At 71.9% G+C, this 13,126-nt stretch carries 12 protein-coding genes; 7 read left to right on the top strand and 5 right to left on the bottom strand.

Annotated features, from left to right (window positions below):
* Nucleotides 1-30: 30 nt before the first annotated feature.
* Both IEZ11_RS22880 and IEZ11_RS22875 read right to left on the bottom strand, forming a co-directional pair.
* Nucleotides 31-537, bottom strand: coding sequence for an FMN-binding protein (locus IEZ11_RS22880; RefSeq protein WP_189264709.1), 507 nt, complete (start codon nt 535-537; stop codon nt 31-33).
* Nucleotides 538-547: 10 nt separating this feature from the next.
* Nucleotides 548-1,906 (bottom strand): ferredoxin reductase family protein, encoded by a 1,359-nt coding sequence (locus tag IEZ11_RS22875; protein ID WP_189264708.1) that lies wholly within the window; start codon nt 1,904-1,906, stop codon nt 548-550.
* Nucleotides 1,907-2,057: 151 nt separating this feature from the next.
* On the opposite strand from IEZ11_RS22875, the gene IEZ11_RS22870 reads away from it, so the two are divergent.
* Both IEZ11_RS22870 and IEZ11_RS22865 read left to right on the top strand, forming a co-directional pair.
* A complete protein-coding gene (locus tag IEZ11_RS22870) occupies nt 2,058-2,798 on the top strand; it encodes a response regulator transcription factor (protein WP_189264707.1) in 741 nt (246 codons plus the stop codon).
* Complete coding sequence (locus IEZ11_RS22865) at nt 2,795-4,294, top strand: sensor histidine kinase (protein WP_229713291.1); 1,500 nt, start codon at nt 2,795-2,797, stop codon at nt 4,292-4,294. Before IEZ11_RS22870 ends, IEZ11_RS22865 begins: the two co-directional genes overlap by 4 nt.
* Nucleotides 4,295-4,372: 78 nt before the next feature.
* Here IEZ11_RS22865 and IEZ11_RS22860 read toward each other — a convergent pair whose 3' ends face one another.
* The 3 genes from IEZ11_RS22860 to IEZ11_RS22850 form a co-directional block, all read right to left on the bottom strand.
* Nucleotides 4,373-5,077, bottom strand: coding sequence for a L,D-transpeptidase family protein (locus IEZ11_RS22860; RefSeq protein WP_189264706.1), 705 nt, complete (start codon nt 5,075-5,077; stop codon nt 4,373-4,375).
* A gap of 3 nt (nt 5,078-5,080) precedes the next feature.
* On the bottom strand, nt 5,081-5,668 hold the full coding sequence (locus IEZ11_RS22855) for a pyridoxamine 5'-phosphate oxidase family protein (protein WP_189264705.1): 588 nt from the start codon (nt 5,666-5,668) through the stop codon (nt 5,081-5,083).
* A gap of 119 nt (nt 5,669-5,787) precedes the next feature.
* Entirely contained in the window at nt 5,788-6,651 is an 864-nt protein-coding gene (locus tag IEZ11_RS22850) for a hypothetical protein (RefSeq protein ID WP_189264704.1), read from the bottom strand.
* A gap of 189 nt (nt 6,652-6,840) precedes the next feature.
* Between IEZ11_RS22850 and IEZ11_RS22845 the strand changes: the two genes are divergently transcribed.
* From IEZ11_RS22845 to IEZ11_RS22825, 5 genes are all read left to right on the top strand, one after another.
* Complete coding sequence (locus IEZ11_RS22845; protein ID WP_189264703.1) at nt 6,841-8,037, top strand: argininosuccinate synthase; 1,197 nt, start codon at nt 6,841-6,843, stop codon at nt 8,035-8,037.
* Between the two features lie 99 nt (nt 8,038-8,136).
* A complete protein-coding gene (argH, locus tag IEZ11_RS22840; RefSeq protein ID WP_189264702.1) occupies nt 8,137-9,564 on the top strand; it encodes an argininosuccinate lyase in 1,428 nt (475 codons plus the stop codon).
* A 290-nt stretch (nt 9,565-9,854) separates the two neighbouring features.
* A complete protein-coding gene (locus tag IEZ11_RS22835; protein WP_189264701.1) occupies nt 9,855-10,826 on the top strand; it encodes an aldo/keto reductase in 972 nt (323 codons plus the stop codon).
* A 142-nt stretch (nt 10,827-10,968) separates the two neighbouring features.
* Complete coding sequence (locus IEZ11_RS22830) at nt 10,969-11,520, top strand: TetR/AcrR family transcriptional regulator (protein ID WP_229713290.1); 552 nt, start codon at nt 10,969-10,971, stop codon at nt 11,518-11,520.
* Nucleotides 11,517-13,043 carry an MFS transporter gene (locus IEZ11_RS22825; RefSeq protein ID WP_189264699.1) on the top strand — a complete coding sequence of 509 codons (1,527 nt, stop codon included), beginning with the start codon at nt 11,517-11,519 and terminating at the stop codon, nt 13,041-13,043. Before IEZ11_RS22830 ends, IEZ11_RS22825 begins: the two co-directional genes overlap by 4 nt.
* Nucleotides 13,044-13,126 lie beyond the last annotated feature (83 nt).

The raw sequence follows: 13,126 nt of genomic DNA, 5'->3' as shown, positions 1-13,126 counted from the left end.
CCACAGATACGTGCCGTACTGCCCGAGTGTTCAGAGACCCGCGGAGTCCAGTGCGGACTGGAGTGACTGCTGGTAACCCTCGCTGGTGTAGGTGGCCCCGGAGACGGTGTCGATGCTCGCGCTCTGTGCCGCCAGCGCCTCGCTGCGCAACTGCGGGATCGCGTAGCTGTTGATCTGCTGGTCCCGGGGGTTCTCCGAGGGGTACTGCACGGCCGTGACGTCGGTGATCTTGCCGTTCTTGATGGTCACCTTCACCTGGACGGGGCCCCAGCGGGTCTGGACGGTGTCCCCGGTGACCGTCCTGGTGCCGGTGCTGCTGCTCCCGGACTTGCCGGAGCTGCCGGTGGTACTCCCGGAGCCGCTGCCCGCGCCCGGTGAGGCGCTCGCGGAGGCCGACGGGACGGGCGCCGCCGAGCCGGTGACCACGGTCGGGGCGGTGTGCGGCTTCAGCGCCAGCAGCATCACCATGCCGGAGACGGTGGCGGCACTCGCCAGCATGATCCGGCGCAGCGGACGGTTCTTGTTCAGTGCGTGCACAGCAGCGGCCTCACAGCTCGAACGACTCGTGGTGGATACGGCGGTCCGGGACCCCGGCGGCCCGCAGCGCGCCGTACAGCTCCTGGGCGAAGCCGTGCGGGCCGCAGATGTACACGTCGTGCCCGGCGAGACCGGGGACGGTCGCCCGCAGCGCGTCCGCGGTGAGGGCGGGGCGTTCGCCCTGCGGACCGTTCAGCGCGTAGAGCACCCGGGCGCCCCGCCATCGCGCGATCGCCTCCAGCTCGCCGCCCAGCGCCAGGTCCTCGGCCGTACGCGCCCGGTAGAGCAGGGTGACCTCGCCGGGCAGTGTCTCGAAGAGCGCCCGCAGCGGGGTGACCCCGACGCCGGCCGCGATCAGCAGGGACCGGTGACCGGTGGCCCGGTCGGCGGTGAGCGAGCCGTACGGCCCCTCCGCCCAGACCCGGGTGCCGGGCCGCAGCAGCGACACGGCCGCGCTGTGGTCGCCGAGCGCCTTGACCGTGATCCGCAGCAGGTCGCCGCGCGGCGGCGCCGACAGCGAGTACGGCGTGGACGTCCAGCCCATGCCGTCGCCGCCGAAGAACCGCCAGCGGAAGAACTGTCCGGCCCGCGCGCCCAGCTCGTCGATCCGCCGGCCCCGCACCACGACGGAGTACACACCGGGCGCCTCCTGCCGCACGGACTCCACCCGCAGCCGGTGCCGGAGATTGAGCCGCACCGGCGCCAGCACCCGGAACCACAGCACCAGCGCCGCGACCCCCAGGTACAGCGCGTACCAGAAGGCGGTGGCGACCGGCTTGCCGTTGAAGTCGTTGCCGAGCGTCAGCTGGTGGAAGAAGGCCAGGAAGACGGCCGCGTAGGTGAGCAGGTGGACGTAGTACCAGAACTCGTAGCTGGTACGGCGGCGGGCCGCGCGCATCGAGGTGATGCCGACGGCGAAGAGGATCACTGTGCCGGCGGTCGCCTTCAGCATGTCGGGGTAGTCCAGGACGACGTTCAGCGTCTCGTGGACGATCGAGGCATGGTCCTGGGCCGCGTACCCGGTGAGGATCAGCGCGATGTGCGCGACCAGCAGACACACCGTGTACCGGCCGGCCATCGCATGCCACCGGGCCACCCGGTCGGAGCCGACCCGCACCTCCAGCAGCGGCACCCGGGCCATCAGGCCGACCAGCACCGCGCAGGAGTATCCGCACAGCAGCCCGGCGATCCGCCCGGCCCCGGTCAGCCAGCCCGCCGCACCCACGACGGAGCCGGTGTCCGACCACCACAGCAGGGCCACGGCGGCCGCCCCGGCCCACAGCACGGCGAGCACGGCGGCGGCGGGGGAGCGGCGCGTGGCCACGGCGGGCACGGCCGAGGCCGTGCGCCGTTCGTCCACGGTCGTCATGAGGCGCGTCCTTTCTCCGTTCGGTCCCGCCACTGTGCAGCGCGAACCTCTGAGCTCCCTCTCAGTGACCACCCTGCTCAGCCGACTCAGAGCAAACTCAGAGGGCGGCCGGTCACCGCCCGCCACCCGCAGGGGCGATGCTGGATACGCGATGAACACGACCCGCTCCGGCCGCCCCGCCCTCACCCGCCCCGACGGCACCCCGCTCCGCGTCCTCGTCGTCGACGACGACCCCGACCTCGCGGAGGTGCTCACCGGTGCGCTGCGCTACGAGGGCTGGGAGGTCCGCGAGGCCGGCGACGGCGCGACCGCGCTGACCGCCGCCCGCGAGCTGCTCCCGGACGCGGTGGTCCTCGACGTGATGCTCCCGGACACCGACGGCTTCGCCGTGCTCCGCTCGCTGCACCAGGTCAAGCCGGACGTCTGTGTGCTCTTTCTCACCGCCCGGGACACCGTCGAGGACCGGATCGCCGGCATCACCGCGGGCGGCGACGACTACGTCACCAAGCCCTTCAGCCTGGAGGAGGTGGTCGCCCGGCTGCGCGGCCTGCTGCGCCGCGCCGGCATGGCCCGCCAGCAGGAGGACGGCCCCCGGCTGGTGGTCGGCGACCTGACCATGGACGAGGAGGCCCGGGAGGTGACCCGGGCGGGCGAGCTGATCGAGCTCTCCCCGACCGAGTTCGAACTCTTGCGCTTCCTGATGCGCAACCCGCGCCGGGTCCTCAGCAAGGCCCAGATCCTCGACCGCGTCTGGTCCTACGACTTCGGCGGCCGTGCCCATGTCGTCGAGCTGTACATCTCCTACCTGCGCAAGAAGGTGGACGCGGGCCGTGAACCCATGATCCACACGGTCCGCGGCGCGGGCTACGTCCTCAAGCCGGTGACCAGGTGACCACCGTGAACCTCCTACGACGGCTACGGCACCTGCCCCGCCCCCGCACCCCCCGCACCCTCCGCGCCCGCCTCACCGCGGGCCTGGTGGTGCTGCTGGCGGTGAGCTGCGCGGCCGTGGGCGTCGCCGCGGTGGTCGAGCTGAACGGCTTCCTCACCGGGCGCCTGGACCAGCAGCTCCAGCAGACCGGCCCGAGCTTCCCGCAGTCCCTCGAACACGGGAAGTTCAAGCCCAGCGACCGGGACGGCGACGAGCACGGCGACACCCGCCGGCAGGCCGCCGGCACCTTCGGCGCCCGCCTGCTCAAGGGCCAGGTCACCAACGCGGCCGTCATCCCCTCCGGTGCCGACCCGGACCTGACCGTCGCCCTCACCGCCCGCGACCGCGCCGCCCTCGCCGCACTGCCGGTCGACGGCCGCGGCCACACGGTCCGGCTCTCCTCGATCGGCGGCTACCGGCTGCTGGCCTGGACGGGCCGCGACGGCGACATCCTGGTCACCGGTCTGCCCCTGGAGCCGGTACGGGCCACCGTGCACCGCCTGGAACTGGTCGCCGCCGGTGTCTTCGGCCTCGCCCTCGCCGCGGCCGGGGTGGCCGGCGCCCTCTGGGTCCGCTGGTCCCTGCGCCCGCTGAGCCGGGTCGCGGACACCGCCACCCGGGTCAGCGAACTCCCGCTCGCCAGCGGTGAGGTGGCGCTGCCGCCGCGCGCCCCCGAACCCGACCCGCACAGTGAGGTCGGCCGGATGGCCACCGCCTTCAACCGCATGCTGGGCCACGTCGAGGACGCGCTCACCAAACGCCACGCCAGCGAGGAGCGCCTGCGCACCTTCGCGGCCGACGCCAGCCACGAACTGCGCACCCCGGTCGCCTCGGTCCGCGGCCACGCGGAACTGGCCCTGCTCCACCCGGGCCCGGTACCCCCCGAGGTCACCCGGGCCCTGCGACGCATCGCCGCGGAGTCCTCCCGGATGGGCGAGATGGTCGACGACCTCCTCCTTCTGGCCCGCCTGGACGCCGGCCGCCCGCTGGAGCGCCAGCCGGTCGACCTGACCCGTCTGATCCTGGACGCCGTCACGGACGCGCGGGCCGCCGGCCCCGACCACCGCTGGACCCTCGACCTCCCCGAAGAACCGGTGACGGTGACCGGTGACACCCACCGCCTCCATCAGGTACTGGCCAACCTGCTGGCCAACGCGCGGCTGCACACCCCGGCCGGCACGAAGGTGACGGTGACCCTGGAGACGGACGGCCCCGGGGCGGTCCTCCATGTCCACGACGACGGGCCGGGCATCCCCGCCGACATCCAGCCCGGCGTCTTCGAACGCTTCACCCGAGCCGAACACCGCCGCCGTGCGGACGCCCCCGGCGGGGGAGCGGGCCTGGGCCTGTCGATCGTGTCGGCGGTGGTGGAGGCACACGGGGGAACGGTCGCCTTGGAGAGCCGCCCAGGTGCGACGACTTTCACCGTGAAACTGGCGACAACCGCCACCCCCTAGGGGCGCGGGGAACTGCGCGACCAGCCACAGACGACCCGCACCCGCCCACGCGCCCGCAGTCTCCGTACCGGGGAGGACTCAGTACCGGGTAAGAGCGGTGTCCCCGCCCACCGTCCCGATGGCGATGTGCGGCCCCTTCTTGGGATCCGCCCACTGCAGGATCCGCCGCATCGCGTCCTCCGGTACCGACACGCACCCGGCCGTCGCCCCGGCCCCGTTGACGTGCAGGAAGATCCCGGCCCCCCGCCCCCGCACCGGCTGCTGGTAGTTGAACCCGATCACCAGCGCGTACCCGTACTGCGTCGTGAACGACGACAGCTTCTCCGACTCGGCGGCCCGGCAGTCGGACGGCAGCGGTTCGACCCAGCGGTTGTAGGAGGCGGAGTCGTTGTCCTGGCACCACCACGAGTCCGCCGTCACCGGCCGGTACTCGACGGAGGTCCCCGCCGGCGCCGCCTGGAGGCCGAACCCGAACGGCAGGTCGTACAGCCCCGTCGGGGTCGTGTTCGTGCCCTGCTGCCGCGCGGTCCCCTCGACCAGCCCCTTCGCCCCGAACCGGGCATCGGCGGACCCCATCTGCACCCACTCCCCGTCCCGGCGCTCCCACCAGGTCAGCGTCCCCGACGTGGAGCTCAGGGCGGACGCCTCGGCGGTGATCAGCTGGGTGCCGCCGCCCGGGTCGGCCATGAGCGCGGGCAGCGGTTGCGGGTCCCCGGCCCCCGGTGCCGCACCGAGCAGCAGCAGGGACGCGGAGACAAGGGTGACGACGACGCCTGGACGCATGGCTCAGACGGTAGACGGGGGCAGCGGCAGCGGCAGCCCGGGTAGACCGTCCAGGCTCACCGCGATGTGCTCCTTCTTCTCGAAGTACGCGCTCAGCGAGGCGTCGTCCTCGCGCGCGAAGCGCTTCCCGTGCAGTTCCCGGTCGGCCTCGTACGCCATGTAGGGGACCGCGTAACCACAGCTGTCCCGGACGAGTTCGGCGTGCACGACGATGATCGCGCGCAGGCCGTGCCGGGAGGGATCGATGTCCGGGAAACGGGTGAGGAGTTCCCCGAAACCGGGGTCGTCGCGGAAGACCGCCTCGCCGTGGCCGTGCACCCGCACGATGTTCGGCGGGCCCTGGAAGGCGCACCACATCAGGGTGATGCGGCCGTTCTCCCGCAGATGGGCGATGGTCTCGGCGTTGGAGCCGGCGAAGTCCAGGTAGGCGAGGGTGAGTTCGTCGAGTACGACGAAGGAGCCCTTGAGGCCCTTGGGGGAGAGGTTGACCGTGCCGTCGCCCGCGAGCGGGGCGGTGGCGGTGAAGAACAGGGGCTGTTCCTCGATGAACGTGCGGAGTCTGCCGTCTATGCGCTCATAGGTCTTTCCCATACCTGGGAATTATCGGCGCCGTTACTTCGCGTGTCTAAGGAATTCCGTGATCCGGACAGGCCCCACTGTGGCCGCCCCGGCCGGCGCTGTACACGGGGCGGCCACAGCTGCCTGTCACGTCACTTGGTGAGCGTGCAGGCGGCCAGGGAGTCGAGGCCGGTCGGCTTGGTCGAGGTGCGGCCGATCGCGATGGCGATGCGGTCGATGGTCGACTTCCGCTTGTCCGCCAGCGGGCCGAGGATCGCGTTCTGCACGAAGTTCGGGCCACCCTGGCCGACCGTGTTCTGGAGCCGGGTGTTGGCCTCCTGGATCTGGGTCTGGAGCAGGGTGAGGTTGCGGGTGACCTCGGCCTGCGCGGAGGCGGGGATCGCGGGCAGCTGCGAGGCGACGTCCGGGCAGGTGATCGTGCCGACGGCGCTGGTGTTCGTGTTCGTGCTGCCCGTCGACTGCTGCTGGGTGGCGGCGGTGCTCGGCGTGGCCGAGGCGGTGCCCGTCGCCGTGCCGCTGCCCGTGTTCGTGCTGGTCCCGCTCGCGTTCAGGGTGCACGGCGCCAGCGAGTCCAGACCCGTCGGCTTGGCGGCCGTACGGCCGATCGCGGTCGCGATCCGGTTGATGGTCGCCACCCGCTTGTCCTTGAGGGGGCCGAGGATCGCGTTGTTCACGAAGTTCGGTCCGCCCTGGCCCACCGTGTCGACCAGCCGCTTGTTGGCCTCGGTGATCTGCGTCTGGAGCAGGGTGAGGTTGCGGGTGACCTCGGCCTGCGCGGAGGCGGGGATCGCGGGCAGCTGCGAGGCGACGTCGGGGCAGGTGATCGTGCCGGGCGAGGCGGCGGCGAAGGTGCGAGCGTTGCTCGTGTCGCTGCTCTTGTCGGGCGTACCGGCGAGGGCCGAACCAGCGATGACCGCACCGGAGAGCGCCACGGCGGCGGCTCCGCCGATGAACACGACGCGACGCTTGTTGTACTTCGGGAGAGCCCTGGACATGCGGATGCCTCACTCGGGTCAGAGGTGGGTTTACAAACGCGGCGCCTGCGTTCAGGCATGGGTACGGGTAAGCGGTTTCGTTTGTTCAAACCTTTTTCACATCTGTTCGGCGAACCCCGCCGGATTGACGAATCATGCAGAGCTCTGCATACTCATGCATGGCAAGCGGATGTACGTAAGGAGGGACCCATGACCGAGCGCGTCGTACTCGCCTACTCCGGCGGGCTGGACACCTCCGTCGCCATCGGCTGGATCGCCGAGGAGACGGCCGCCGAGGTCATCGCCGTCGCGGTGGACGTCGGGCAGGGCGGCGAGGACCTGGACGTCATCCGCAAGCGCGCCCTGGCGTGCGGCGCGGTCGAGGCCGAGGTCGCCGACGCCAGGGACGAGTTCGCCGAGGAGTACTGCCTCCCGGCGATCAAGGCCAACGCCCTCTACATGGACCGCTACCCGCTGGTCTCCGCCCTCTCCCGGCCGACGATCGTCAAGCACCTGGTCGCCGCCGCCCGCAAGCACGGCGCCGCCACGGTCGCCCACGGCTGCACCGGCAAGGGCAACGACCAGGTCCGCTTCGAGGCCGGCATCGCCGCCCTCGCCCCCGACCTCACCTGCATCGCCCCGGTCCGCGACTACGCGATGACCCGGGACAGGGCCATCGCCTTCTGCGAGGCCAAGCGCCTCCCGATCGCGACCACCAAGAAGTCCCCGTACTCCATCGACCAGAACGTCTTCGGCCGCGCCGTCGAGACCGGCTTCCTGGAAGACATCTGGAACGGCCCGATCGAGGACATCTACGAGTACACGCAGAACCCGGCCACCCCGCGCGAGGCCGACGAGGTGGTCATCACCTTCGAGGCGGGCGCCCCGGTCGCGATCGACGGCAGAGCGGTCACCGTCCTCCAGGCGATCCAGGAGCTCAACGAGCGCGCCGGAGCCCAGGGCGTCGGCCGCATCGACATGGTCGAGGACCGTCTCGTCGGCATCAAGTCCCGCGAGGTGTACGAGGCCCCCGGCGCGATCGCCCTCATCACGGCCCACCAGGAGCTGGAGAACGTCACCGTCGAGCGCGAACTCGCCCGCTACAAGCGGCAGGTGGAGCAGCGCTGGGGCGAACTCGTCTACGACGGCCAGTGGTTCTCCCCGCTCAAGCGCGCCCTGGACGGCTTCGTCGACGAGGCGAACCGGCATGTCACCGGCGACATCCGGATGACCCTGCACGGCGGCCGCGCGGTGGTCACCGGCCGCCGCTCCGACGCCTCCCTCTACGACTTCAACCTCGCCACCTACGACACCGGCGACTCGTTCGACCAGGCCGCGGCCAAGGGCTTCATCGACATCTACAGCCTGTCGTCGAAGATCGCCGCACAGCGCCAACTGCGGGCATAGCCCGACGTGACCCGTCCTGAGCAGTAACGTGACGACCGCCTCCCCGTTCATGGCCGGGGAGGCGGTGCCACATCCGTATCTCTTCTAGGAGCAACGCAAGTGAGCAGCAACAGCGGTGACGTACGGCTCTGGGGCGGCCGTTTCGCCGACGGTCCCGCCGAGGCCCTGGCGAAGCTGTCCGCGTCCGTCCACTTCGACTGGCGGCTCGCGCCCTACGACATCGCCGGCTCGCGTGCCCACGCACGCGTGCTGCACAAGGCGGGCCTGCTCACCGCGGACGAACTCCAGCGCATGATCGCCGGCCTCGACCAGCTGGAGGCCGATGTCGCCGACGGCTCCTTCGTGGGCACGATCGCCGACGAGGACGTGCACACCGCCCTGGAGCGCGGCCTCCTGGAGCGCCTCGGCCCCGACCTCGGCGGCAAGCTGCGCGCCGGCCGCTCCCGCAACGACCAGGTGGCGACCCTCTTCCGGATGTACCTCCGGGACCACGCCCGCGTCATCGGCGGTCTGATCGCCGACCTCCAGGACGCCCTGATCGGCCTCGCCGAGGCCCACCCGGACGTGGCGATGCCCGGGCGTACCCACCTCCAGCACGCCCAGCCGGTCCTGTTCGCCCACCATGTCCTGGCCCATGTCCAGTCCCTGTCCCGGGACGCGGAGCGGCTGCGCCAGTGGGACGAGCGCACGGCCGTCTCCCCGTACGGCTCCGGCGCGCTCGCGGGCTCCTCCCTCGGCCTGGACCCGGAGGCGGTGGCGAAGGACCTCGGCTTCGAGCACGGCAGTGTCGGCAACTCCATCGACGGCACGGCCTCCCGCGACTTCGTCGCCGAGTTCGCCTTCATCACCGCGATGATCGGCGTGAACCTCTCCCGGATCGCCGAGGAGGTCATCATCTGGAACACGAAGGAGTTCTCCTTCGTGACCCTGCACGACGCGTTCTCCACCGGCTCGTCGATCATGCCCCAGAAGAAGAACCCCGACATCGCGGAGCTGGCGCGCGGCAAGAGCGGCCGCCTGATCGGCAACCTCACCGGCCTGATGGCCACCCTCAAGGCGCTGCCCCTCGCCTACAACCGCGACCTCCAGGAGGACAAGGAGCCCGTCTTCGACTCCTGCGACCAGCTGGAGGTCCTGCTCCCCGCCTTCACCGGCATGATGGCCACCCTCACCGTCAACCGCGAGCGCATGGAGGAACTGGCCCCGGCCGGCTTCTCCCTCGCCACCGACATCGCCGAGTGGCTGGTCAAGCAGGGCGTACCCTTCCGGGTCGCCCACGAGGTGGCCGGCGAGTGCGTGAAGGCGGCGGAGGCCGAGGGCAAGGAGCTCGACGAGCTGACCGACGACCAGTTCGCGAAGATCAGCGCCCACCTGACCCCCGAGGTCCGCTCGGTCCTCAACGTCCCCGGCGCCCTCGCCTCCCGCGACGGCAGGGGCGGCACGGCCCCGAGCGCGGTGGCGGTCCAGCTGGCGGAGATCAGGACGAACGTGGCCCGGCAGCACGAGTGGGCCGACGCGAAGAAGTAGCACTTCCCGGCGCCCCCCCCGAGAGGTCGCTCCGCAAGAAGCAGGACCTTTCCGCGTCCCTGTGACGGCACTCCGCGCCGTGGTCGTCCGCCGCGCCGTCGTGGCCGGTCGCGCGGTTCCCCGCGCCCCTTCAGGGCGTGCCCGAAAGGGGCGCGGGGAACCGCGCGGGCAACCCCCACTCACCCGCACTCGCCGACGTACCGCACCCCCCGAGCTGAACGGCGAACCAAAGGCCATCGCGGGTTACGTTGGTCAACAGCCCGACGCAGCCGACCCCAACGGAGCCCGCGATGCCCTTCGCCCGCCTGGCGACCGCGACCACACCGACCTCCCACATCGGCCTCGGCCTCGCCGCAGTCGCCCGCCCCGGCTACATCAACCTCGGCCGCGAGACCGACCTCGGCGCGGACCGCAGCGTCGACGCCCTGCGCACCCGCACCCACGAACTCCTCGACGCCGCCTACGCCCAGGGCGTCCGCTACGTCGACGTGGCCCGCTCCTACGGCCGCTCCGAGGAGTTCCTCGCCGACTGGCTGACCGCCCGCCCCGACGCCGCCGACGTGGTCGTCGGCAGCAAGTGGGGCTACACGTACACCGCCGGCTGGTCCGCGGACGCGGCGACGCACGAGGTCAAGGACCACGGCGTCCAGACCTACGACCGGCAGCGCGCCGAGACCGCCGAACTCCTCGGCGACCGGCTCGACCTCTACCAGATCCACTCGGTGACCCCGGACAGTCCCGCCCTCACCGACAGGGAACTCCACGCCCGGCTCGCGGCGTCGGCGGCCACCGGCCTCACCGTCGGGTTCTCCACCAGCGGCCCCGCCCAGGCCGACGCCATCCGCGCCGCCCTCACGGTCACGGTCGACGGCGAGCCCCTCTTCCGTACCGTCCAGTCGACGTACAACGCCCTGGAGACCTCGGCCGGACCGGCCCTCGCCGAGGCGCACGACGCCGGACTGACGGTGATCGTGAAGGAGGGCATGGCCAACGGCCGGCTGGCCGCCCCGCACGCCCCTGCCGTCCTGAAGGACGTCGCCGAGGAGACCGGCCTGGGCGCCGACGCCGTCGCCCTCGCGATCGTCCTGCGCGAGCCCTGGGCCGGAGTGGTCCTCTCCGGCGCGGCCACCCTCGGCCAGCTCGCCTCGAACCTGCACGCCGCGGTGGTCGATCTCGACGACGACCAGCTCTCCCGCCTCGCCACCCTGGCCGAGGACCCGCGCGCCTACTGGGAGCGACGCGGACAGCTGCCCTGGCACTGAGGCCACCGGCACCGAGGCACCGACACGAGCGGTCGGCACCGGGCGGCCGGCACCGGGCGGTCGGCGCTCCGCGGGCCCACCCGACTGAGTCATCCATGCCCGCTGTGAGACAAAGATGTCTCACATGGGCTACTCTTGTCTCATGGCCCTCGATCGCGACCACGTCCTGCGCAGCGCAGCCACCCTGCTGACCCGTAAGTCCACCGCGACCATGGACGAGGTCGCCAGGGCCGCCGGAATCAGCCGGGCCACCCTGCACCGCCACTTCGCGGGCCGCGACGCGCTCGTCCGCGCGCTGGAGGCGCTCGGCATCGAGGAGTGCGAGGCGGCCCTGGACGCGGCCCGCCTGGACGAGGGCCCCGCGACCGACGCCGTACACCGCCTGGTCCGCGAGATCGAACCGGCCGCGGGCCTGCTCGCCTTCCTCTACACCGAGAACCAGCTGTTCGAGGGCGAGGTGCAGAACCAGGGCTGGACCCGGCTCGACGACCGCATCGCGGCCCTCTTCCGGCGCGGCCAGCAGACCGGCGAGTTCCGTATCGACCTGACGCCGGCCTGGCTCACCGAGGCGCTGTACGGCCTGCTGGCCTCCGCCGCCTGGGCGGTCTCCGAAGGCCGGGTCGCCCGCAAGGACTTCACCCACATGATCGTCGAGCTGTTGCTCGGCGGCGCACGACGAAGAGAGGAATCATGACCAGCACCGTGCAGCCGGCGCGCGTGGCGGAGGCGGAGGAGAGGCGGCCGGGCCGCTGGCTCGCGCTCTCCGCTCTCGTGCTCGCCGTGCTGCTGGTGGCCGTGGACGCGACCGTCCTCGGCCTCGCGACCCCCTACATCAGCGAGGACCTCGACCCCTCCGGCACCCAGCTGCTCTGGATCGGCGACGTCTACTCGTTCGTCATCGCGGGCCTGTTGGTGTCCATGGGCAGCCTCGGCGACCGCATCGGCCGCAAGCGGATCCTGCTCGTCGGCGCCACGGCGTTCGGCGCGATATCCGTCCTGAACGCGTACGCGACGACCCCCGGAATGCTGATCGCGGCCCGCGCCCTGCTGGGTGTCGCGGGCGCGACCCTGATGCCCGCGACCCTCGCCCTGATCCGCAACCTCTTCCACGACCCGCGCGAGCGCAGCCTCGCCGTCGGCATCTGGGGCGCGGCGGCCTCGGCCGGTACGGCCGTCGGCCCGATCGTGGGCGGTTTCCTGCTCGAACACTTCTGGTGGGGCTCGGTCTTCCTGATCAACCTGCCGGTGATGGTGGTCCTGGTCGTCGTCGGAAGCAGGACGCTCCCCGAGTCCCGCAACCCCGACCCGGGCCCCTGGGACCTGGTCAGCGTCGTGCTGTCACTGGTCGGCATGATCGCCGTCGTGTACGCGGTGAAGGAGGCCGCGACCCACGGCCTCACCGGCGTGACCGCGGTCACGGCGGTGCTCGGCAGCGCGGCCCTGTGGGGCTTCGTCCACCGTCAGCTCACCATGCCCAGGCCCCTGTTGGACATGCGGCTGTTCCGCAACCGCGGCTTCAGCGGCGCGGTGCTGGCCGACCTGCTGACCGTGCTCGGCATGTCCGGCCTGGTGTTCTTCCTCTCCCAGTACCTGCAACTGGTCCAGGGCAGGCGCCCGTTCGAGGCGGGTCTCGCCGAACTCCCGGCCGCGGTCGGCGCGGTGGCGGCGGGCCTGGTGGCCGGCCGGACGGCCCGCCGCCACTCGGTACGGGCGGTGGTCTCCGGCGGTCTGGCGGCGGTCGGCGTCGCCCTCGCGGCCCTGACCACCCTCGCGCAGTCCACCGGATACCCGGTCCTCGGCGCCGCGCTCCTGGTGGTCGGCGTCGGCGCGGGCTTCTCGTTCACCGTCACGGCGGACGTCATCCTCTCCAGCGTCCCCAAGGACCAGGCCGGCGCCGCCTCGGCGGTCTCCGAGACGGCGTACGAACTGGGCGCGGCGCTCGGCATCGCCCTGCTCGGCTCGATCGTGACGGGTGTCTACCGCGGCTTCCCGGCCCCGCCGGGCACCCCGGCCGCCGCCCACGAGTCCCTGGGCGCGGCACTGGAGGCCTCCAAGACCATGCCCACCCCCACCGCGACTGACATGCTGACCGCAGCCCGAGACTCCTTCGTCCATGGCCTCCACCTGGCCTCAGGCGCAGGCGCCGCGGTCCTCCTGGCAACAGCAGTGGCGGCGTGGTTCCTGCTCAAGGGACAGAAACTGGAAAGCGCCGCGTAGGCGCAACCCCTTGGGGGCGCGGGGAACTGCGCGACCAGCCCCCACCCACCCGCGCCCGAAAACCCACCGAACCCCTCAGAACA

Source organism: Streptomyces fuscichromogenes (assembly GCF_014645815.1).
Taxonomy (GTDB): Bacteria; Actinomycetota; Actinomycetes; order Streptomycetales; family Streptomycetaceae; genus Streptomyces; species Streptomyces fuscichromogenes.
The sequence above is the reverse complement of the archived record's forward strand: the minus strand, read 5'-3'. Positions and strand labels throughout refer to the sequence as shown.